The 24,047-nt window shown below is 35.4% G+C and carries 20 protein-coding genes; 4 read left to right on the forward strand and 16 right to left on the reverse strand.

Annotated elements, in window-relative coordinates; all coding sequences use genetic code 11:
• Window positions 1-792: 792 nt before the first annotated feature.
• Complete coding sequence (locus tag GA0061080_RS05775; RefSeq protein ID WP_091122489.1) at window positions 793-1,170, forward strand: hypothetical protein; 378 nt, start codon at window positions 793-795, stop codon at window positions 1,168-1,170.
• 163 nt (window positions 1,171-1,333) lie between these two features.
• Here the strand turns inward: GA0061080_RS05775 and mutT are convergent, their stop codons facing one another.
• The 5 genes from mutT to GA0061080_RS05800 all read right to left on the reverse strand — a co-directional run bounded on the left by mutT (window position 1,334) and on the right by GA0061080_RS05800 (window position 7,272).
• Entirely contained in the window at window positions 1,334-1,738 is a 405-nt protein-coding gene (gene mutT, locus GA0061080_RS05780; protein WP_091122492.1) for an 8-oxo-dGTP diphosphatase MutT, read from the reverse strand.
• A gap of 118 nt (window positions 1,739-1,856) precedes the next feature.
• A complete protein-coding gene (secA, locus tag GA0061080_RS05785; RefSeq protein WP_091122495.1) occupies window positions 1,857-4,586 on the reverse strand; it encodes a preprotein translocase subunit SecA in 2,730 nt (909 codons plus the stop codon).
• Window positions 4,587-4,663: 77 nt separating this feature from the next.
• Window positions 4,664-5,008: a hypothetical protein gene (locus GA0061080_RS05790; protein WP_091122498.1), complete on the reverse strand. Its 345-nt coding sequence runs from the start codon at window positions 5,006-5,008 to the stop codon at window positions 4,664-4,666.
• A gap of 205 nt (window positions 5,009-5,213) precedes the next feature.
• The gene (locus tag GA0061080_RS05795; RefSeq protein ID WP_091122502.1) at window positions 5,214-6,773 is read right to left on the reverse strand and encodes a multicopper oxidase family protein; all 1,560 of its coding nucleotides are present in this window, start codon (window positions 6,771-6,773) and stop codon (window positions 5,214-5,216) included.
• A 121-nt stretch (window positions 6,774-6,894) separates the two neighbouring features.
• The gene (locus tag GA0061080_RS05800) at window positions 6,895-7,272 is read right to left on the reverse strand and encodes a hypothetical protein (protein ID WP_091122505.1); all 378 of its coding nucleotides are present in this window, start codon (window positions 7,270-7,272) and stop codon (window positions 6,895-6,897) included.
• Between the two features lie 218 nt (window positions 7,273-7,490).
• On the opposite strand from GA0061080_RS05800, the gene GA0061080_RS05805 reads away from it, so the two are divergent.
• Together GA0061080_RS05805 and folA are read left to right on the forward strand one after the other, a co-directional pair.
• On the forward strand, window positions 7,491-8,555 hold the full coding sequence (locus GA0061080_RS05805) for an MJ1255/VC2487 family glycosyltransferase (RefSeq protein ID WP_091122508.1): 1,065 nt from the start codon (window positions 7,491-7,493) through the stop codon (window positions 8,553-8,555).
• 10 nt (window positions 8,556-8,565) lie between these two features.
• Window positions 8,566-9,075, forward strand: coding sequence for a type 3 dihydrofolate reductase (folA, locus tag GA0061080_RS05810; RefSeq protein ID WP_091122512.1), 510 nt, complete (start codon window positions 8,566-8,568; stop codon window positions 9,073-9,075).
• Between the two features lie 53 nt (window positions 9,076-9,128).
• Here the strand turns inward: folA and relA are convergent, their stop codons facing one another.
• The 11 genes from relA to dauA form a co-directional block, all read right to left on the reverse strand.
• Window positions 9,129-11,387, reverse strand: coding sequence for a GTP diphosphokinase (gene relA, locus GA0061080_RS05815; protein WP_091122516.1), 2,259 nt, complete (start codon window positions 11,385-11,387; stop codon window positions 9,129-9,131).
• Window positions 11,388-11,390: 3 nt separating this feature from the next.
• Window positions 11,391-12,728 carry a 23S rRNA (uracil(1939)-C(5))-methyltransferase RlmD gene (gene rlmD, locus GA0061080_RS05820; RefSeq protein ID WP_091122519.1) on the reverse strand — a complete coding sequence of 446 codons (1,338 nt, stop codon included), beginning with the start codon at window positions 12,726-12,728 and terminating at the stop codon, window positions 11,391-11,393.
• 12 nt (window positions 12,729-12,740) lie between these two features.
• The gene (gene coaD, locus GA0061080_RS05825; RefSeq protein WP_091122523.1) at window positions 12,741-13,229 is read right to left on the reverse strand and encodes a pantetheine-phosphate adenylyltransferase; all 489 of its coding nucleotides are present in this window, start codon (window positions 13,227-13,229) and stop codon (window positions 12,741-12,743) included.
• Between the two features lie 169 nt (window positions 13,230-13,398).
• Window positions 13,399-14,397 carry a galactose-1-epimerase gene (galM, locus tag GA0061080_RS05830; protein WP_091122526.1) on the reverse strand — a complete coding sequence of 333 codons (999 nt, stop codon included), beginning with the start codon at window positions 14,395-14,397 and terminating at the stop codon, window positions 13,399-13,401.
• Window positions 14,388-15,545, reverse strand: coding sequence for a galactokinase (galK, locus tag GA0061080_RS05835; RefSeq protein ID WP_091122529.1), 1,158 nt, complete (start codon window positions 15,543-15,545; stop codon window positions 14,388-14,390). Before galK ends, galM begins: the two co-directional genes overlap by 10 nt.
• Window positions 15,546-16,595: a galactose-1-phosphate uridylyltransferase gene (galT, locus tag GA0061080_RS05840; protein WP_091122533.1), complete on the reverse strand. Its 1,050-nt coding sequence runs from the start codon at window positions 16,593-16,595 to the stop codon at window positions 15,546-15,548.
• A gap of 44 nt (window positions 16,596-16,639) precedes the next feature.
• Entirely contained in the window at window positions 16,640-17,656 is a 1,017-nt protein-coding gene (gene galE, locus GA0061080_RS05845; RefSeq protein WP_091122536.1) for a UDP-glucose 4-epimerase GalE, read from the reverse strand.
• 45 nt (window positions 17,657-17,701) lie between these two features.
• Window positions 17,702-18,976 (reverse strand): MFS transporter, encoded by a 1,275-nt coding sequence (locus GA0061080_RS05850; RefSeq protein WP_091122539.1) that lies wholly within the window; start codon window positions 18,974-18,976, stop codon window positions 17,702-17,704.
• Window positions 18,977-19,452: 476 nt separating this feature from the next.
• A complete protein-coding gene (locus GA0061080_RS05855) occupies window positions 19,453-20,616 on the reverse strand; it encodes a histidine-type phosphatase (RefSeq protein WP_091122543.1) in 1,164 nt (387 codons plus the stop codon).
• 173 nt (window positions 20,617-20,789) lie between these two features.
• Window positions 20,790-21,491: a tRNA (guanosine(46)-N7)-methyltransferase TrmB gene (gene trmB, locus GA0061080_RS05860; RefSeq protein WP_091122546.1), complete on the reverse strand. Its 702-nt coding sequence runs from the start codon at window positions 21,489-21,491 to the stop codon at window positions 20,790-20,792.
• 182 nt (window positions 21,492-21,673) lie between these two features.
• On the reverse strand, window positions 21,674-23,353 hold the full coding sequence (dauA, locus tag GA0061080_RS05865; RefSeq protein WP_091122550.1) for a C4-dicarboxylic acid transporter DauA: 1,680 nt from the start codon (window positions 23,351-23,353) through the stop codon (window positions 21,674-21,676).
• A 210-nt stretch (window positions 23,354-23,563) separates the two neighbouring features.
• Between dauA and GA0061080_RS05870 the strand changes: the two genes are divergently transcribed.
• Window positions 23,564-24,047: IS5 family transposase (locus tag GA0061080_RS05870; RefSeq protein ID WP_167349191.1), on the forward strand; the 484-nt coding region annotated here is incomplete at its 3' end.

The following is a 24,047-nucleotide window of genomic DNA, read 5'->3' on the forward strand; positions in this document are numbered from 1 at the left end:
TACAGTTCAAACATAAAAATATACAATATAGATTAACTTTTTCATTCTATTGTTTTTGTTATTGATTAATGTAACCGTAATTTACTTCTAAAAGTTGTTCGTTTGAGGGAAGATATAGTAATAATTACTATATTTGAGCCTTTTAATCGAAACACGATAAGTATTGAGGTTTGTAGAATCGGTTATTTGTAGCAATTCCTCGTGTTGTTTACCGTAATTTGAGAAATTACTGTAATAAATATCCATAAAAAACAAAATTAACGTCCTATCACAGACACGCGATAAGGGCTGATACCAAAGATTTGCTTTTACTTAAAAATCAAACGAAGCAGCAAATTAGAAAATATTATTAATGTATTTATATGATTTTTTTAATATTTATACATAAACGTGGTGCACTCCTGAAAGTTTTTGACAAAAAATTCTACTGTCTTTATTTGTTTAGATATACTGCGTAATAACCATCATATCAATCAACAATTCAACAAATCCTCCTTGCCATAAACCAATGGGAAAGTCGAAATGGAGATGTGCGTGATGCATATGTTTATGTTAATGAATGTTGCAAAATCACTAGCTAGTAACTATTTAAAAATAAAAAAGATAGAAAAAATAAGTTTAATCGTTTTATTGATTTTCATAATACTGTTAAAACCCATAAAATGATTTCAGGGAAAACGTCTTATGCGTTTTTAGTGAATTAATTGAATCATGAAGTATAAATAACTCGACGTTTTTCTACAGTCAAGAAAATTTAGATATAATACAAACTCAGCTTGAGGTTAAATGATTATGAAACCAATAAAGTTAAAACCACCATTACTAACTATGTTAAGAAATAGATTTAGTAAACATTTTAAAATGCTAGAAGTTTTTAATTATAGTGCTGATTGGTTCGAATTTTTTGAAAAAAATAAATTTAGTGAAAAGTTTATTATGAAAGATTTGAATTTTTCTAATCTTAATATATTAGTTGATAAATTTACAATTCAATTACATGTAAAATTAGAATCAATTTTCCATGAAAATAATTATCATTATAAAGAACATTTTTTGATTAGAGAAATCCAATATCAATATATGTTTTATACGCTAACAAGGAAAGCATATATTAAATGCATAGCTGAAGTGAATGCATCTATTGAAAGAAATGGATGTGCTTTTTTTTGATTTAAATAGGAAGCCACATATGTATTTTGGAAGAATCAATAATTGCAACTATCTCATAGTTAGTGCAAAATTTGCGTAGAAAATTACGTTGTCAGTTTTAGTGTTTTATATTCAATGGGAGTCTTGTCAAATTACTACAAACAATGCGAGCAATTCCTACAAATTAGATCTGTTTATCTAAGTTCTTTAGCATCTCAATAATTGGTCTATTAGCATCTGGAAACTCATCGGCATTCAGATCTTCTTGGTCAACCCAACGACTTGGTTGGCCTTCTTTAGCAAAAGGGAAACCATCCCATTCTTCAACTAAATACGCATGAATTGTGATATCTCGATCATCATAACTGTGTTTAAAGATATCTAAAAATTGAGCTTGGTGGATATGGATGTCAACTTCTTCAGCTATTTCTCGTTGTAAGGTTTGATATGGAGTTTCTCCGACCTCGATTTTTCCACCAGGGAATTCCCAAAAACCAGCAAGATGCGAGTCTTCCCCGCGTTGGGTAATAAATATTTGACAATTTTGTGAACGAATAATACCTACAGCAATTTCAGTATGTTTTTTCATAATCCTGTTTGTTTATTTGTAAACTTAGGGAAAGTTAGTACTTCCCCGTTTTTGTTCTATCACCGACCTTAATCGGTGATTTAGGCATTGATTTATTAAATAATACTAAATTTTTGTTTTAATTAACAGCACCATGACAATGTTTATATTTTTTACCTGAACCGCAAGGACATGGATCGTTGCGTCCTACTTTGGCTTGTGCTTTTACCATTGGTTGTGGCGAACCAGTTAATTGCTCTTCACTTTCACCACTTATGCCTGCTAGTGATTCATGGTTAGCTTGTTGTTTAGCCATTAATTTTTCCATTTCGGCAAGACGTTGTCGTTCGGCTTCGTCTACTTCTTCTTGCGAGCGAATTTGTACACGGCTTAAAATACCAATAACATCATATTTTAACGATTCTAACATGCTAGCAAACATATTAAATGACTCTCGTTTATATTCTTGTTTTGGATCTTTTTGCGCATAGCCACGTAAATGAATACCTTGGCGTAAGTAATCCATCGAGGCTAAATGCTCTTTCCAAAGCGTATCAAGGGTTTGTAGCATGACGCTTTTTTCAAAATGTCTAAATGCTTCAGCACCTGCGATGTTTTCCTTTTCTAGATATCTGTCTTGCGCCATTTGTAAGATACGTTCACGCAAGGTTTCTTCATGCAGATTTTGCTCTTCATCTAACCATTTTGCTATTGGTAAATCTAAATCAAAGTCTGTTTTTAGTGCCGATTCAAGCCCCGGAATATTCCACATTTCTTCAATTGATTGTGGTGGAATGTATTGGTCGATTAAGGTGTTAAATACATCACCTCGGATCGAGTCTATGGTCTCTTTTATGTCGCTGTTATCAAGTAAGCCGTTTCGTTCACGGTAAATAACTTTACGTTGATCATTGGCAACATCGTCATATTCTAGGAGTTGTTTACGAATATCAAAGTTACGACTTTCGACTTTCTTTTGTGCGTTGGCAATGGCTTTGGTTACCCATGGATGTTCAATAGCTTCTCCTTCTTTCATGCCTAGTTTGCGCATCATGCCTCCAATGCGGTCTGATGCAAAGATTCGCATTAATGGATCTTCAAGCGATAGGTAAAAACGTGAAGCTCCTGGATCACCTTGACGACCTGCACGACCACGCAACTGATTGTCGATACGACGTGATTCGTGGCGTTCAGTACCTAAAATATACAGCCCTCCTAATGCAATCACTTCTTCGTGTTTTGCTTGCCAAGCTTGTTTGGCTAGCTCAATGTCTTCTGGGGTTGGGTTTTCTATTTTTGCTATTTCGCTTTGCCAGTTTCCGCCTAGCATAATGTCGGTACCACGCCCAGCCATATTGGTCGCAATGGTTACTGCGCCTTTGCTACCAGCATTAGCAATAATTTCGGCTTCTTGAGCATGGAATTTGGCATTTAAAACATTGTGTTTAATACCTGCTTTTTTAAATGCTTGTGAAACAAGCTCTGATTTTTCGATCGAGGCGGTACCAACAAGGACAGGTTGTCCGCGTTTTACACACTCTTGTACATCGGCCACAATTGCGTTGATTTTTTCTTTTTCTGTCATGTAGACAAGATCGGATTGATCTTTTCGTTGCATTGGGCGATTGGTTGGGATAACAATGGTATCTAAACCATAAATTTGATTAAATTCAAATGCTTCAGTATCTGCCGTACCAGTCATTCCAGCAAGTTTTTCGTATAAGCGGAAATAGTTTTGGAAAGTGATTGAAGCCAGTGTTTGGTTTTCGTTTTGGATTTTAACGTGCTCTTTGGCTTCAACCGCTTGGTGTAAGCCATCAGACCAACGACGGCCATCCATGGTACGACCTGTATGTTCGTCAACGATGATGATTTCATTGTCTTTAACAATGTAATCAACGTCGCGGTGGAATAGGTGATGGGCGCGTAAAGCAGCATTAACATGATGCATTAATACGATGTTGCTTGGTGCGTAAAGTGATTCTTCACCTTTCATGATGCCTTGTTTTATGAGCAATTCTTCAACTTTAATTAATCCACGCTCGGTTAAGTTAACTTGGCGAGATTTTTCATCAATCGAAAAGTCTCCATCGCCTTGGAATTGTTCAGAATCTTCTTTTTCTTGTCGAACTAGGTGTGGAATTATTTTGTCGACACTAATGTATTTGTCTGAGCTGTCTTCTGCTTGTCCTGAAATAATCAGGGGCGTTCTGGCTTCGTCAATAAGGATTGAGTCAACTTCATCGACTAAAGCGTAATGCAGTGGGCGCTGTACGCGTGATTCTTTGTTAAATACCATGTTATCACGCAGATAATCAAAGCCATATTCATTGTTGGTACCATAGGTGATATCAGCATTGTAGGCATCACGTTTTTCGTGTGGCGGCATGTTTGGTAGGTTGATGCCAACGGTTAACCCTAAAAATTCAAATAATGGGCGGTTATTTTCAGCATCACGCTGTGCTAAATAGTCATTGACGGTAATGACATGTACCCCTTTGCCTGTTAAAGCATTTAAATAAGCAGGTAGTGTTGCTGTTAAAGTTTTACCTTCACCAGTGCGCATTTCGGCAATGCAACGTTCGTTTAATACCATACCGCCAATTAACTGTACATCAAAATGACGCATACCAAACACACGTTTGCTTGCTTCACGCACTACGGCAAAAGCTTCTTCTAAAAGATCGTCTAATTGGGTTCCAGTGGCAAGTTTTTCCTTAAATTCTATGGTTTTGGCTTTAAGCTCGGCATCTGATAATGCTTCCATTGCAGGTTCAAGGGCATTGATTCTTTCTACTCGTTTACGCATGTTTTTTAATACACGCTCATTACGGCTACCAAATACTTTTGTTAATAATTTTAATAACATAACTGTTCTCTTATTTTTCAATACGGATTTTAAGGCATTTGCCTTGTATAAAAATTAGTTTTATTTGAGTGTAAATTCTAAGAGGTAGTCTTTGGCCCAGCTCGTATGCCGTTATAAGGGGATAGTCGGATCGCCTTGCTAGGGGAAAGATCATCATAATTAGGCGTTATTAAAAATGCTACAGTATGCTGCTTTTTGGAAGATGCTAGTGTTTGTGACGTTCTTTTTGTTGTTTCTTGGTGATCTTGTTCAAAAGATGCAATGGCACTAATTCCACTATGCGAAACGTCAGATTCCGATGGAAGCGCTTCGTTTTGACATAAACCAAATCCAGCAGCAATCACACCTAATAATAAGTGCGATAAAGCGGTTTTGATAATCAACCGTTTGCTGAGTTTTTGCCAGTAGTTAATGACGATCATAATCCGTGCATTTTAGCATTTTTTAGCAAAAGAAAAAACCCTTATTACAAAGGGAATAATGTGATAAAAGGAATTTTAATAAGATGATAGGTTTATAAAAACTCGCTTTTTTTCGGTAGTAATAAGCGAGTTTTTGTTAATTTATCTTCCCTTAATCCAACCATACGAAAAAATTGAATTAAGGAAAGAAATATAAAGAAGGAGGCTATTCCACCATTAATTGCCCCATCATGCCAGTTGTTTCATGTTCAATAATATGACAGTGATACATGCGAAGCCCAGGAAGGTTTTGCTGTATTTTGATGGTGAGTTTTTCGTGTGGTCGCAAATTAATGGTGTCTTTTAAGGCTATGTACTCAGGCTGAGTTTTTTTACCATTTAATTCGTGCGATTGTACAATAAATTGTGCTCCATGGATGTGGAAGTTGTGATCCATATGGGAGTTGTTGAATATTGTCCATTCTTCAATATCATGAATTTTGCTTTTTAGATCAATTCGCGACATGTCATGACGTTTACCATTAATTAAAAATAACACACCCCCGCGTGGCTCTTTCATGTCCATTACTTCGGTATATTCCAGTAATTTATGGGCGACAGCAGGCCCCATGTTAGGTAGGTGGTTTAGTGTGTTTGGTAAGGTAATTGGTTCAGATTTAGTGAGTGTTAACTCGCCCAGTATTATATCTTGTTCTGGTGGTACATTGCCCATTTTATTGCGATCGTATCCGATTGATTGTAAATAGACGGTACTAGTTTGTTTTGGCATTATGATTAATTCAGCACGTTCAGCTGGGGTTAATAATAAGGGTTTAGTAAGCAAATAAGGTTTAGCTAATAATCCGCCATCAGTGCCAACTAAATAGACGTCACAGTTAGGGATAGAAAGATTAAGATATCGACCTGAACATGAATTCCATACTCGGATTCGTGTGGCCGAGTCTATTTTGATTTTTGGGCGGTAACAGCCATTTATCAATACAAATTGGCCTTCACGTCCATTCATCCAATCAAGCATTGAGTTATCAGCAATTTGGCCTTTATCAGTTAATTTCAAGTCTGAAAAGAACCAATGTTGTTCAGGGAGTGATGCTAGTGGATCGTGTTTGCTGCGAACAATAAATGTACCTGCTAAACCGCGATAAACTTGTTCGGCTACTGTATTGTGTCCGTGAGGATGGTACCAATAAGTGCCAGCAGTGCCTTTAGGAATGGTAAATTCATAAGTTCGACTGCCTCCTGCTGGAATTTCGTTTTGTGGATTGCCGTCTTGATCAGATGGAATGAGCAATCCGTGCCAATGAACCGTCGTTGGTTGAGTAAGTTCATTTTTTACAGTGATTTTGACATGGTCTTCTTCAAATACTTCGATTTTAGGGCCGGGTATCATTCCATTATAGGTCCAAAATTCTGTGGTTAAATCTGGCGTTAAGGTAATTTTGGTTGATTTTAGATGTAATGTTGCTTCAAAAACACCTTCTTGGTTACTTTCATTTTTTAAGTTAGCCAAAGTTGGTAAATTCATTCCTTGTGGTAGTGCTGAAGTTGATAAAAGTTTTTGTGACATTGGGCTGTTGTTGCTCATGTCCATATTCATGTTCATGTTCATGTGTTGGTGCATATTACCCCCTTTTTGACATTTATCAGAATTAGTGTCACACATTGTCTCATGCATGTTATTGTCCCCCATTTTGGCTATAGCTTTAGTTGCGACCAATCCACCAATAGCTGCGGTAATATTTATCAAAAAATTTCGACGTTTCATGATGTTCCTCGAAAATAGTTAAGTTTAACAATAACCTACAGGCTATGCTGATAAAACAAATATCAATATAATTCGGTTATTGCGTATTGTGTTACTTACTGCTTTTATTTACATAAATCAATTAAACAGCTTGTGGTGGTCTTAACTCTGGAATAAATTCGTTATATTGTGAAATGGGCTTTATAGGCAGATATCGTTCACTGCTAGAGGAAATATAAAGTCTTATAGGGAAATTAGAAGCTAAAATATTGTAATTTAAACACTGATGAAATAAAGCACAAGCTGACATAACTGGTTTTTTTGGTAGAATCAAAACTTGCTTTTGAGAAATAGGTTCGTGTTTAGTTGTTAATTCAAATGCGGAATGAGCAGAATGACAAGTTAAAGCTGGTGATAATCGTAAGTTGGATAAATGCCATGAAGAATAACTAAACCAAAATAGCATTGATGCTAATACAATTATTGGGCTAATTAGTTTATTCTGGGACGTTATAGGCATCTTGAGATCTCACTATTTTTGTAAAATAAATAATAGTCCTGCTTAAAGTTTTAACATCACCCTGACATAACTAGTTTAATTTAATTGTGTTGATTTGTCGACTTGTCTATTAATATATTAAAAACACTGAAATTTTAAGTTAATGCGCAAAAAAATAAGATAATTATGACGTCTTCTGGTATGATATTTATCAATAATAATTGACGAATAATACAGATATGAAAATCCTCTTTGGTGTTCAAGGAACAGGAAATGGCCATGTCAGTCGTTGTAGAACTTTAGCTAAAGCGTTAAAAAAAGCTGGAGCTGATGTTGATTATATTTTTAGTGGTCGTGATCCTAAAGACTATTTTGATATGCAAGATTTTGGCGATTATAAAACTTATCGCGGCGTCACTTTTGCTACACTTAATGGTAAAATCAATTTTCGCAAAACGGTACAACGGATTCGCGCTTTCAGGCTGATTAAAGATGTACGTGAGCTTGATTTGTCAAAGTATGATTGCATTATTAGCGATTTTGAACCAGTTAGCGCTTGGGCTGCGCATCATCAACACCGTGAATGTTTAGGAATAAGCAATCAAGCTGTATGTCAATATCTTAAGCCTAAAGAATATGGATTAGTCGCTAATGTCATTATGAAATATTATGCGCCAGTTACTAAACCAATTGGTCTACATTGGTTTCATTTTGGGCATAAGTTACTACCGCCAATGATTGATTCATTTCAAGCTGCACCAACAGAAGATGGCAATATTGTGGTTTATTTGCCGTTTGAAGGCTTGGATGAAATCATTGCGATGTTAAAACAATTTCAGAATTATCAATTTATCTGTTTTCATCCTGATATAAAATTAGAATCTCAACAAGGTAATATTCATTTTCATCCCCTTGGTCGTGATAATTTTACCAAAGCGTTAGTAAGTTGCTCTGGGATTATTTCAAATACAGGTTTTGCATTGATTTCTGAAGCATTAACACTAGGCAAAAAGATTCTTACTAAACCTGTTGCTGGTCAATTTGAACAAATTTATAATGCTCAATGTTTACGATCTCTTGATATGGCAACAATTATGGAACACTTAAATTGTATCAAGCTTAAGTATTGGTTATCGTTACCTTCTCCAAAGCCAATAATCTATCCTGATGTTGCTACCGAACTAGCCAATTGGATCGTTGCAGGGCAAAAAGAGTCATTACTTTCTTTAAGTGAGCGACTTTGGAGTCAAACTATTTTTCCTGAAAATGTTAACCAGCAAATAAAATCTTTAGGGTATGTGTAAAGGATTGAATATGATATTAAGTATTATTGTAGCCATGGCTAATAATCGTGTAATTGGCTTAAATAATCAAATGCCTTGGCATTTACCTGCAGATTTGGCATGGTTTAAAAAAAATACGCTTAATAAACCTGTTATTATGGGGCGTAAGACATTTGAGTCTATTGGACGCCCGTTACCTGCTCGACACAATATTATTATTTCAAGACAAGCCTTTCATGACTCTAATTTAGTTTCAAATGTTAGTTGGGTACAATCGATTGATACGGCTATATTATTAGCTCAAACGCAGGATGCTGATGAGGCATTTATTATTGGTGGTGGTAATATTTATCATCAAGCATTACCTTTAGTCGATCGGCTGTATTTGACTCATATCGATGCTAAATTGCAGGGTGATACTTATTTTCCTGATTATTTAACTGAACAGTGGCAAGTTATTCATCAAGAAATCCATCAACCTGATGATAAAAATCGTTATTTATGCCGATTTGAAATTTTAGAAAGAAAGTCTAAAGGTTAAGGATTGCCATTCAATCGCCACTAATATTATAAAAGTGGCGATTTTCATGTTAGTTAGCCTTGAAAACGTTTTGCTTCAACAACATCGGGTAGTTGTTTGATTTTATTGAGTACTCGATTTAACGAGTCTTGGTCAAATATTTCCATATCGACATCGATTGTTGCTAGTTGTTGTTTCATATCTGAGCGACTAATTAGTCCTAGAACATTTACCTTTTCATTAGCCAAAACAGTAGTAATATCTCGTAATAAACCACTTCGATCGTTTGCAACAATTTGTACTACCATGGTGTAGCTTGAGTAGGTATTGCTGTTCCATACTGCATGGGTAATACGTTCAGGAGCATGATTTTTAAGCTCTTGCAATTGTTCACAATCAGCACGATGAATTGAGATCCCTCGTCCTTGGGTAACAAATCCTGCAATGGGATCACCAGGAATAGGGCGACAGCAATTTGCTATGGTGTACATTAAATTACCCACACCCTCAATAATAATTTCACTTCCTTTTTTATTATTAGTTTTATTGGTATTTTTAGTTTGTATATTTGATTTTTGAGCAATTTGTTTTAATACAGCTTCGTCGGCTTCTTCAGCAGTGGGTTTATTAAATTGTGCATTGATGAAGTTAACTAATTGGTTAATTCTTACATCACCACTACCAATACCAGCAAGCACTTCGTCAAATGAATGTGCGTTATATTTGTTGATTAGGATTTTTTCAACACTTTTTATACTAATATTTAAAGGTTCAAGCTCATGCTCTAAAATTTGTTGACCAGCAGCAATATTTTTATGTCGATCTTGTTTTTTAAACCAAGTTTGAATTTTAGCTCTGGCTCGGCTACTGTTAATAAATCCTGTGTTAGGATTTAGCCAATCACGGCTTGGGTTAGGATGTTTTTGAGTAATAACTTCGATTTGATCACCCATTTTTAAGCGGTAGGTAAATGGTACAATTCGTCCACTAACTTTTGCACCAATACAACGGTGTCCAACATCACTGTGAATATGGTAAGCGAAATCAAGCGGAGTTGAACCTGCTGGTAAGTCAACCACATCACCTTTAGGCGTAAATACATAAACTCGGTCATCAAAAATTTGACTACGGACCGCTTCCTGGATTTCGCCGCTTTCTGACATTTCTTGTTGCCATGTTAATAATTTACGCAGCCAAGAAATTCGCTGATCATAAGCGGTCATTTTATCCGTACTGCCTTCTTTATACTTCCAATGAGCGGCAACGCCTAGTTCTGCATCGTTGTGCATTTGTTCAGTACGGATTTGAATTTCAATTGTTTTATCTTGTGGACCATAAACAACCGTATGAATTGATTGATAACCATTCGGTTTAGGGTTGGCAACATAATCATCAAATTCTTTGGCGATATGTTTGTAATGACTGTGCACAATGCCTAATGCGTTATAACAATCTTCGATACTATCGCTGATAATACGCACAGCCCGAATATCATAGAGATCTTCGAACTTAAGATGTTTATGTTCCATTTTCCGCCATATACTATAAATATGTTTTGGGCGACCATAAACTTCAGCACGAACGTGATCTTGGTTCATTAGATCTTGTAAATGATTAACAAATTGGTTGATATATAATTCACGATCTAATCGTTTTTCATGTAATTTTTTAGCAATAAAATGATATTCATTAGGATGTAAATAGCGGAAGCAAAAATCCTCTAGCTCCCATTTTAATTGTCCTATGCCTAAGCGATTAGCTAAAGGTGCATAGATATTAAAACACTCTTTAGCTGCAAGCACTTGTTCTTCTTGCGGTGCATTGATTAAATTGCGCAAATAGGTAATGCGTTCTGCCAATTTTATAATAACACTGCGAAAGTCATTTGCCATTGCCAGTAACATGCGGCGAATACTATCAATTTGTTCAGTGGTTGCACTGCCGCTACGAATTGCGCGTAGTTGGCGAATTTCTTTCATTCTGACAATGCTTGAAATAATATGAGAAATTTCACGATCGAAATCTTCAGGAATATCTTCTCGACGAATTATTTTGCTATCAACAAAAGGAAGTAATAAAGCAGCACATAAGCTATTGATGTCCATATTAAGTGTTGCTAATATTTCAACCATTTCTATTGAGTTTTGAAAACAATAGACTTGCTCAGGTGCGCCTGCGCTACTTTCAAAACAAAAGTCCCAGACTTCTCTAAATTTTGTATAAGATGCGGGGTTAGTTAGTAATAACTCTTGTTTTGCCCATCGTTCAACATCAAACTGGGTAAGTGGATAATGTTCTTCGCTATGTTGGTGTGCGCCTCTAATCGATACCATAACTTATGTCCCTGATTTTATTAACAACAACATTGATTCAATGTGTTTGGTTTGCGGAAACATATCTAAAATAGCAACTTGAGCAATTTGATATCCTGCATCGATAAGTTCTTTGCTATCTCGTGCAAGTGTAGCAGGATTACACGATATATAAACAATTTTTGACGGAGCCAATTTTGCGATTTCAATTGTTGCATTAAATGCACCAGCTCTTGCTGGATCTAATAATACTTTATTATATTGTGATTGACTCCATATCGAAAATTGTTGAGTATCATCTAAATTGCTAGTTAAAAAATTGGTTTCCGCACAAATCTCAGTATTATTTAATATAGTGTTGAATTTTGCTTTTTCAACCAAGGTATCAACGCCTTCAACACCCGTTACAGTTTTACTTAGTTTTGCTATAGGTAACGAAAAATTACCCATTCCGCAAAACAGATCTAAAACCCGATCTGTTGGTTGTAACGTTAGCCAGTTAAGCGCCTGCTCGATCATCTTTTGATTAATTTTACAATTTACTTGAATAAAATCGAGAGGACTGAATGTTAATTTTAAATGATTAATTAAATAAAAATGCTCAGTATTACCGGTAATATGTATTAAATCGTTGCCGTGAAAATAAAGTGAAATATTGTTATTTTCAGCGAATTCTTTTAATAGGTTAACATCATGATTGCTTAGAGGTATAGTGTGCCTTAAAACAAGAATAATACCGCTATCGACCGAAATTAGTTCAACGTGACCCAGTGCTTTCTTCTGTTTTATGTTATTGAGTATGCTTTGTAATGGCGTTAGCAATGAATCTAATTCGTCAACTAATACTGGACAATGTTCGATATTGATTATTTGATTGGATTCTGCTTGGCGAAATCCAATTGCTAATTGGCCTTTAACGATATTAATTGAAATTCTTGCCCGTCGACGATAATGATAAGGCTGATCGGCAATAATATGTGGTGAATTTTTAACGATATTTGTTAAAGGTTGTCCTGTTTCTTTTTGTAGTAGATTTATTAACGCATCGTATTTTGCTTGTTGTTGCATCTGTGGTGCAATATGTTGTAGCTCACAACCTCCACATTGTTGATAATATTCACATAGAGGTTTAACGCGGTATTTGCTTTGATTATGATATTTAATGACTTTGGCTTTAGCATAATTTTTTTTATTTTCAGTTAACTCAATATCAACGGTTTCATCAGGCAAGGCTGATTTTACAAAAATTGTTTTACCTTTATGATTGGCTACGCCTTGCCCAAAGGCATCTAAAGATGAGATAGTTACTGTCAATTTTTGTGATGTAAACTTTTTTCTTTGTGGAGTATAAAAATTAACCATAGACGTTTTTATTTATGTTAAGCGTTTTAATAATTCTGTTTTGACATGCAGTGGTACTAAATTTGTTATATCGCCACCATGGTAGGCAACATCTTTTACTATTGTCGATGAAATAAATCCCATTGCAATTGATGGCATTAAAAAGATAGTGTCTAAATCAGATTTTAATGCACGATTCATTTCGGCAAGTTGCCTTTCGTATTCAAAATCATGTGTTGTACGAACGCCTCGAACGATAACTGTGGCATTATGGGTTTGTGCAAAATTAGCCATTAAATTGTCAAAGCCAATAACTTCGACATTGAGTAAATGTTCGACTGCTGTTGACGCTAAATTTACGCGTTCTTCTAAAGTAAAGAGTGTTTTTTTATTAGGATTTTCGGCAATAGCGACAATTAATCGAGGAAATAGTAACGAAGCTCGTGTAACAAGATCAATATGACCATTAGTAATGGGATCAAAAGTACCCGGGAAAATAGCAGTTAAACTTTTGCTTTTCATATTTAATATTATCCATTAGGTATGATGACTGTATCATACCTAATTTTACTTAGGATTGTTAGTTTAGCCGTGCAAAATTCTTTTGCTCAATTTACTGGATTTCTAGTAATGTAAACATGAAAAAACTAGATGTTATTAATATACGGCAATAATTAAGTCAAGTAACTTATTAATTTATAAAAAATTGGTAAGCAGTGTGATGTTCATATATTTGTTTTGGTTGTAAAAAGCAGCTTGGTTGTGGCCAGTCTGGGTGATTAGGGCTGTCCGGTAAAAATTGGCTTTCTAATGCTATGCCAGCAAAATTTCCATATTCACTATTATTCCGGTTTGGTGTATGTTGTAAAAAGTTACCTGTATAAATCTGTAATGAAGGTTTGGTTGTAGTAACATTCATTGTTACTTTTTTATCAGATGAAATGAGCTGAGCGGCTATAGCTTGATTTTTATCCAATAAATAAGCGTGATCGTAACCGCTAGTAATTTGTCGATCAAGGCTTGCTAATAATCTGTCAGATATTAGCCTTGGTTTACGCAAATCCATATCATTTTGGGTAACACAAACCAAATCATTACTCGCAATACCATTGCTATCAACAGGTAGGTATAAGTTGGCATTAACTTGCAAGGAGTGATTAAGGATATCTTTGCTAGTTTCTCCATCCAGATTAAAGTAAGCATGATTGGTTAAGTTAACTGGCGTTGTTTTGGTTGTTGTTGCTTTAAATTTGATAACAACTTTATTGTCATCAGTCAATTGATAGATAGCTTCAACATTAAGTTCACCGGGGAAACCTTGATCGCCATCGGGGGATGTTAAAGTAAATGTGATTTGTTGATCAGATTGAGATTGAATGTGCCATAGTTGTTTATCAAAACCTAACTTGCCTCCATGTAACTGGTTTACACCTTGATTAGCCACAAGTGGGTAGTGTCTATTGTCAATATCAATTGTCGCATTGGCAATACGGTTAGCGTATCGGCCAATTGTAGCACCTAAATAAGCATCTTGCTTTTCATATTGTTCGAAAGTTTGGCAACCCAGTAATACTTCACGGTTTTGTCCATCAACAGGCAATATACAAGAGAGCCACGTGGCACCCCAGTTTGATAGTTTAATTTGCATACCGTGCTTGTTTGAAAGTGTGATTATCTGTTTTATAGGCATATCACGTTAGCTCCTTCACTTGGGTGGCAGATATAGAAGTCTTCTTTAATACCAAACTTTTTAACATAATTGTGGTTAACTATCGTTTTAACATCGTCAACTTTATCTTTTAACACTAAAGCGACCACACAACCACCAAAGCCTCCTCCAGTCATACGTACGCCACCTTGTTCACCAATAACATTGTGGATAATTTCAACAAGGTAATCAATAGCAGGTACGGTAATTTCGAAATCATCGCGCATGGAATTATGGCTTTGTGCCATTAGATTTGATAATAATTTATAATCACCATTTGTAAGGGCTTGGGCTGCTTTTATCGTCCGTTCGTTTTCAGTTATCACATGGCGAGCACGTTTATAAGCAATTGGATCGAGCGTACTTTCAATTTGTTTTAAATCATCTAACGATGCATCACGTAATGCTTTTACACCAAGCGCTTTAGCTGCGGCCTCGCATTGCTTGCGTCGGGTATTATATTCGCTATCAATTAATCCACGTTTGATATTTGAATTGATGATAACCACAGCAAAATCTTTAGGAATTGAGACAGGTTTAACTTCTAATGAACGACAGTCAATTAACAATGCATGTTGGCTTTGTCCAAGAGCGGATATTAGTTGATCCATGATGCCACAATTGCAACCAACAAATTGGTTTTCAGCCTCTTGACCAATTAATGCTAATTTGGTGCCATCTAAAGCCAAGTTGTAAAGGACTTGGAACATTTTAGCTACCGCAACCTCTAGAGATGCTGATGAACTTAGTCCTGCCCCTTGAGGAACGTTTCCACTAATAGCAAAATCGACGCCATGGATATTATTTGCATATTTTTTTAAGTGTTTTACCACTCCACGTATGTAGTTAGCCCACATATAATCCGAATGCTTTTCAATAGGAGAATCTAAAGAAAATTCATCTTGTTGATTATCGTAATCAACCGCAATAACTCGAATAAGATTATCTGAACGTTTGTGACAACTTATTATCGTTTGATAATTGATAGCACAAGGTAAAACAAAACCATCATTATAATCGGTATGCTCGCCAATCAAATTTACACGACCGGGGGCTTGTATAAGTGTATCGGGTTTATAGTCAAATTTAGATTCAAATGCTTGTGTAGTTGCTTTGATTAATGCGTTCATCTATTTATCCTTTTTGTCTTTATAATGCACATCACTAACGTTACGTAATCTTTCAGCTGCTTGCTCTGGGGTTAAATCACGTTGTACTTCGGCTAACATTTCGTAACCTACCATAAATTTTTTTACTGTGGCGGAACGTAATAAAGGGGGATAAAAATGTGCATGTACTTGCCAATAATCATTTTTATCTTGTATAAATGGCGCACCATGCCAGCCCATAGAGTATGGGAAAGAACAATGAAATAAATTATCATAGCGACTCGTTAATTTTTTGAGCGCAATAGCTAAATCACTTTGTTGTTCGTCATTTAATTGGGTTAATTGTGGAATGTGAATTTTTGGTAATAATAAGGTTTCAAATGGCCATATTGCCCAAAAAGGAACAACGGCTAGCCAATACTTAGTTTCTACAACGATTCGTTCACGATTAATAAGTTCCTTTTGGGCATAATCAACCAATAAATTGCGATGATACTTTTCAAAGTAATTACGCATATTTAGATCTTCGCACACAATTTCATTCGGTAAAAAACTATTAGCCCAAACTTGCCCATGTGGGTGAGGGTTAGAGCACCCCATTGCTGATCCTTTGTTTTCAAACACTTGTACCCAAGGATAGTTTTCGCCTAACTCTTGCTGCTGTTTTATCCAAGTTTTAATTACTCCTTCAATTGCTGGTAAATCAAGTTCAGGTAATGTTTTGCTGTGATCGGGTGAAAAACAGATAACTCGACTAGTACCTTTTGCACTTTGCATTTGGAATAATGGATCGGTGTTTTTGGGAGATTCTGGTGTATTTTCCATTAGTGCTGCAAAATCATTTGTAAAAACAAATGTTCCCTTATAATTAGGGTTGATATCTCCAGTTACCCGTTTATTACCTGAGCACAAAAAACAAGTTGGTTCGTAACTTGGTTTTTGTTCTTCGTTTAATACTTCTTGTTGTCCTTGCCATGGGCGTTTTGCCCTATGAGGTGAAACAAGCACCCATTGGTTGGTCAATGGATTATAACGACGATGAGGATGGTCAACTGGGTTAAAAATATCCATTTTTGCCTCTTCTGTTAATTTTGTATGTTTTATGAAATGTATTATTAATCAGGATAGCCTTGAGGGTTATTTGATTGCCAATTCCATGAATCTTTTACCATGTCATCAAGCGTGAGTTTGGTTTTCCAACCTAATATTTGCTCAGCTTTATTCGCATCAGCCCAGAATGCTGGTAAATCACCTGCTCGTCTTGGAGCAAAATGCCAATTAAGAGGTCTTCCTGATGCTTTTTCAAAAGCTTTAATGACTTGTAATACGCTATAACCAACACCTGAGCCTAAATTGTAAATATGCACACCAGCTTTATTTTGATCGGTTTTGAGTGCTGCGATATGCCCATCGGCCAAATCAACAACATGGATAAAGTCACGAACACAAGTGCCATCCGTTGTTGGATAATCATTACCAAAAACAGCTAATGATTCACGTTTGCCAACAGCAACTTGGGTAATATAAGGCATAAGATTATTAGGAATACCAAGTGGATCTTCACCCATTAATCCGCTTGGGTGTGCGCCAACAGGGTTAAAATAGCGTAGTAAAGTCAGTGACCAATCAGGTTCAGCAACGGCCAAATCCATAATACATTGCTCTACCATTAATTTACTTTTTCCATATGGGCTAGTTGGTAAACCTTGTGGTAATGTTTCAACATAAGGTACAGGAGCAAGTTCGCCATAAACAGTGGCCGACGAACTAAATACTAACTGTTTAACGCCTGCAGCTCGCATTGCCTTCATTAGTACAATACTGCCGTAAACATTATTTTCATAATATTCTAGCGGTTTGTGAACCGATTCACCGACTGCTTTTAAACCAGCAAAATGGATCACCGCTTTAATGTCATGTTCTGAAAAAATCTTAGTTAATAGTTTTTCATCGCATACATCGCCTTGATAAAAAATGACAGATTGCCCAGTAATTTTTTGCATTCTATCTAGTACTGATGCTTTGCTGTTAAACAAATTATCAATAATAATTGGTGTGTAGCCAGATTTAATTAGTTGAACACATGTGTGACTTCCTATATATCCACAACCACCAGTTACTAATATTTTCATAATAAAACCTTCATCTAATTCAATAATAGTTATAGTGAGTGTCTGCTAATCTTCAGACCCTTCACTGCTTTTATGTTTCCACAGATCCCATGGTCCACGCCCTGATAATGTAAAGGATGAAATAAGCGTAAAACTAAATGCGATCAAGCCAAGGATTAAATATGCTCCTTCGAAACCTATTTTAACATACATTAACCCCGCAAAAGTGGACATAAACATGATAGATAATTGTTTTGCAAAACAAAATGCAATTAAGTAAACAGTTGCCGATAAGCGAATAGGAAAGTGTTTAGTAATATATTTAAAAGCGCCAACAAGTAATAAAGGTGCTTCGAACATATGCAAAGTTTTGAGTATAACAACTTCAACTGCTGAGCTAGCAAATGCCGATCCCGTAATACGAATAGACATAATAGTGCCGGCAACAAGTAATGTATTTTTACTGCCAATTTTCTTTACAATCAGTGGTGCAAAAAACATAACAGTGGCATTTAAAAACTCACCAAGCGTTGTGACATAACCGAATGCTTCTCGTCCGGCTTGTTCACTAGAAAAAAATGAGGTAAAAAAGTTAGCAAATTGTTGATCAAATACATCATAAGTACAGGCAACGCCAATAATGTATAGCATAAAAAACCAGGTTTTGCGCATTTTTAGCAAATTAATGGCAAGTTTTAAATTAAATGGTTCAGGTTTATTTAGCCCCATTTGCTCAACAACTTCAGTCGTTGTTGTTTTTGCTGGATCAGCAATTTTGACTAAAAATAAAAGAATCAATGCAAATCCTGAACATAACCAGTAAACAGCATTGACATCTTTAGAAATCATAATTCCCACAAATGAAGCACAAATTGCCCAACCAAAACAACCAAACATACGGCTACGACCAAATTCAAATCCACTGCGCCGACTGATTTTTTCAACAAGCGCTTCAATGGCTGGTGCTCCACCACTAAAAACCATACCAAGATAAAGCCCTCCAACAATTGCGCCCAAGGTAACATTAAATTGAAGTAATGGTCCCAAAACGAAGATAAAAAATGGACCAAATAGTACAAGAAGTAGTGTGATAGCCCAAAGAAGATGTTTTTTTAATCCTAATTTGTCAGAAATCAATCCAAACAAAGGTTGAAAAAAAAGCGCAAATAATGAAATAAATGAAAAAACGTATCCAGTATTTGCTTCATCTAGACCATTCATTTTTAACCAAACAGGAAAAAATGGGAAATATGCGCCCATAATAAAAAAGTAAAGAAAGAAGTAGATACTAAATACCCAATAATTCTTATTACTTAGTGATAATTTTGTTTTTTGATTCATAATGAACTTCCTTTGTTAGGCTTTAAATGATTAACACACCCATTTAGAAATCGATTACATTTTTTTTAAGATTAGGAAAATTATTTGTTAAAAGAGATAATAACATTAAAGAAGGTTGTAAAAAGTGATCTAGATAACATTTTATGAAATCGTTTACATTAAGTGTTATAATTGATTCTGTCAAAAACTTTCAGGAAAGGTGTGTGTTTATGTATAATCTTAATCTTTTTATGATAATAACCATCATGATTTATGAGTGGTTTACTTAAAAAGAAGATTTAGGTTAATTAATTAGAATAGATTTTAGCCAATAAAACGCAATCTTTCTTAAAATCGATTACATTTCGTGTTTGTTTTATACTGAAACGAATACCTTTCCTGAAAGTTTTTAACAAAATTTTTGTTATTATAATCTTTGTTTGTTTATCGTTATTAGCTTATTCAATTTTAGGCGACATTGAATAATTTAACGATAATTAGTTAATTTTGAAAGATTTTATTCGTTCCTCAAAATCTGACCAACTATAATAACCCTCATTATTAATCGCTGCATTTTTTAGTTGAAGTTGATAATGCTGTGGTGGATTATCCGCATTCAGTACTTGTCCATTATGGAGTTGTTCAAAGCTTTGATAAATATATTCAGCTTTAAAAAAGTATTCTCCGGTAGATAGGTGACGAAAACGTTGTAAAGCGACTTTTCCACCTATTGGTGTGCTTTCAAATTGCTTTGGTAGTTGATAAGTTTCAAACTCTAATGCCCCTAGCAATGATGCAATTGTACTATCGTGCCCTACAAGTAAGTTTACTGTATTATCTTGTTGCATAAGATTGTCTATAGTATTGATGATGGGCGTAGCAGAATGTTTTGCCAGTGTTTTAGTGTGGCATATTAAATTAATATATTGATTACGAAGCTGAACGATTTGTTGCCACTGGGCTAAGTCATTTATTCTTCCCCATGCAATATGTTCTTTAGGAAATGCTGAATAATATTGTAATAAAAAGGCATCAACCGCTGATGCGCCTATCGCTAGTGCGCCAAGTAATGCTGGCTCTTCATTTTTTTCCAGATGAAGCTTAAGCGGAATATCAGCTAATGGGCATTGGTGTTTAGCATATAATGTTGAATGTCGATAATCTAAAATATCAGATAAAACTTCATAAGCGGAAGCTAAATTTTTAAAAATGGACTCTACTTGATTGGTTTGTTCAATGTCATGTAATACTGCTTGTTTTAATTCTGGTGAATCATCTCTTAGGCTTGGATCAAAAATAGGATCCATCTTTTCGATTGGATATTTATGGTTAATTGCAATATCATAACCTGCATAAGCACCGGCAATAATAAATTGTGCGGTTGCGACTGTTCTTTGTAGGCTATTAGCATAAACAAATATTTTTGGAGCAATTACCGAAAGTTTTATGTTATGGGTTTCAAGCCATTGTGATAAATAGTGTCCAAAATAGACTTCTAAAGCACCCCCTCGGGTTGTTAAATAACCATAAGGGTGTTGCCATTTAGGCCATTTAAATGGTGTTGCTTGTTCAAGAAGTTCAAGTGTATTTTGTAACGGTGTGCGAATACCATGACGACTTAATATAACAATTTTATCTAATTGGTAGTGCTTGTTTATCATTTTTGAACCAACCTTATTTATGTAGATAATCTAAAATAAAATCGTGCTACTTGAATAATAGATTATTTTTACCTGTGTTAATGGGGTTGAGTTATAAGCTTCAACAGGGCGACGGTAATAAATCAATTATTTCATTTTGTATAATGGTTCCTTAATGGATTGCTATTTATCCATTATTTTTTCATAAATTGCAAATCCCAAACACCATGACCAAGATTTTTCCCTCGCTTTTCAAATTTTGTAATTGGCCTATCATCTGGTCTAGGAATGTAATCTCCCGTTGGTGATAAATTTTCAAATCCTTCCGCTTGGGTTAAAACTTCTAACATATGTTCTGCATAATGTTGCCAATCAGTAGCTAGATGCAAAATCCCACCTAATTTTAATTTTTGTCGAATTAACTGTACAAATTGGGGTTGAATAATGCGGCGCTTATTATGTCTTGCTTTATGCCAAGGATCAGGGAAAAAAATTTGTACTTTGTCTAATGTATGATTAGGGATCATATTTTCTAATACTTCAACAGCATCGTGACACATCACTTTTAAGTTTGATAATTGATTTTCTTCAATTGCCATTAAACAAGCACCAACGCCGGGTTTGTGGACTTCGATTCCTAAAAAATTTTTATCAGGTGCATTTTTAGCCATTTCAATTAACGAAGCACCCATACCAAATCCAATTTCAAGAACAGCCTGTTTGTTAGATTCAAAAACTATTGGTGAATTTGCATCATATTTAATACCAAATACCGGCCATAAACTTATTAATGCCTGTTCTTGGCCTTTTGTTAAACGACCTTGCCGCAAAACAAAACTACGAATGGCTCTTTTGGTGTTGATATTTGGGTTATTAGTTTTTAATTGTTCATTCATTACATTATCTACTTTGCTTATGGAATTTCTACAGCTAATTGATAGTTTATTTGTTAGTTTACCCGATTTTAAGTTCACAACATATCAAAAATAATTTAGGAAATGAAAAAAGATAGTCAAGACTCAATTTACTGCACAGTAATTAGTTTTATTCAAACTTTCACTGCACAGTGAATTAGTTATTAAGGCTTAGTTTTATCTTTCAGTGCTTCATCTAATGTTGAATAGAACATCAGTTTATTAGAAATAGGAACTATTTTTGCACGAGCTAGTGTCTTTAGTGGTTGAAATTGTAACTCACAAATTGATAAATCAACATCTTCAGGTAGTTCATCAATAAAATGTATTAAAGCATTGAGCCCACCAGCATCAAGAATAGGTACAGCATCCCATTGTAGCACTATGTGCTTATATCCATTAATCTTTTGATAGATCTCTAAAAATGTGCGTTCAGCAGCAGCAAAAAACAGTGGCCCATTAATACGTAACACTAAAGTTTTATCGTCACTGCGATTTAGCTCAACTAAGCGAGTCATTCGAGCAATACGGCGCATAAATAGAATTGATGCAAGCACAATCCCAAGTGTAATTGCAATCACCATATCAAATAGTACTGTGAGCGACATGCAAATAAGCATAATCAATATATCATCTTTTGGCGCATATTTTATAATATAAATGACGCGTTGAACCGCGCTCATATTCCATGCGACGATAAGTAACAATGCCGCCATAGCAGAAAGTGGGATAAACGATAATGCAGGTGCAAAGCAAATTAGTGCAAGTAACACAACGAGTGAATGCAAAACGGCAGCAATCGGCGATGTTGCACCGGCTTTGACATTTGCCGCCGACCGCGCGATAGCTGCTGTTGCTGAAATGCCACCAAAAAAGGGTGCAATAATATTTCCTAACCCTTGGCCAATCAGTTCGCTATTTGAGTGATGTTTAGTGTGTGTCATTTCATCTAATACGACAGCACAAAGTAGTGATTCAATTGCGCATAACATTGCCATGGTTAACGAAATCGGTAATAAGGCGGTCAGTGTTGACCAATCCCAATTAAATTCAGCATGCTGCCAAGGTAAAACAAATTCTGGTAATACAGAGGGTATGCCATGACCTATCGTATTATCAGCTAGTGTATAGGTAAATCGTGAACCAATCGTTTCAATTTGATAGCCAAATTGATTAAAAATAAACATGACAATAACGCCAGCAATCAGTGCCGGTAAATGTCCTGATATTTTAAGCCTTAGTTTTGGCCATACGATTAACACAGTCAGTGTTACTACACCGACCATAGTGTCAGCAATATTAATAGTTGGTAGCGTTTTAATTAGTTCAATAACTTTACTAATATAACTTTCTGGCATATGTTCAAGCGTTAAACCAAAAAAATCTTTTATTTGCATGGTCGCGATAGTGATAGCAATGCCTGAAGTAAAACCTAATACAACCGGTAATGGGATATATTCAATTAATCGACCTAATCGAATCAATCCCATTAATACAAGAAATATACCAGACAGTAATGTTGCAATAAATAACCCCGATAATCCATATTGTAATGATACAGGATATAAAATAACTACAAAGGCTGCTGTAGGCCCAGAAACACTAAACTTTGAACCACCTGTTAATGCAATTACAAATCCCGCTATAATTGCAGTATATAGGCCATGCTGAGGAGGTACACCACTAGCGATTGCCAGTGCCATTGCTAATGGTATTGCTATAATACCAACAGTTATTCCGGCAATTAAATCTTTTATAAAACGAGTAGTGTTGTAAGGGGTACTTATACATGCAGATATCAATGCACAGCTAATTTTAGTGTTAGAAAGGCCATATAATTTCATTTTTTAATCAATTAGGGGAAAATTATCTTAAGTGTCTAATAAGATAATCTTTTTTACAGAAAATAAAAGTGTGTTATGAAAATAAACCTCTTTTTATAGAATCTTTATGTAGATAAAGATTAGAGCGTGTTGATCTTCCGTGATTATTTTTTAGACGGCATGATGTGAGTTATAATAATTCTGCAAAAAACAACCATAACTCGATTCATCATGCCAAGAACAATGCTAACAGATAAACGGTGGGAAAAGCTACTACAAATAATGAAAAATACCGGCCGAGTTTATAATAAATCCGAGCATCGGATGACGTTTGAAGGGATCCTTTTCCGAATGAGAACCGGCGGTATTGCTTGGCGAGATTTGCCAAAAGAGTTCGGTGAATGGAGCACCGTCTATAGACGATTTAATTTGTGGTCTAAAAAAGGAATATTAGTTGATATTTTCAAACATTTATCACAACTAGCGGATTTTGAATGGGTGTTCCTAGATGGCTCAATTATCAGGGCTCATCAACACAGTACAGGCGCTGCAACGGAGCATTGTGAGCAAATAGGTCAGAGCTGTGGTGGTCATTCAACTAAAATTCATCTTGCGGTTGATAGTGGTGGTTTGCCTATTTGTTTTGAGCTTTCTGAAGGACAACGACATGATATCACTTATGCAGAAAACCTAGTTGAAAAGCTCGATGAAGTCA

It is taken from the genome of Gilliamella intestini, from assembly GCF_900094935.1.
Taxonomy (GTDB): Bacteria; Pseudomonadota; Gammaproteobacteria; order Enterobacterales; family Orbaceae; genus Gilliamella; species Gilliamella intestini.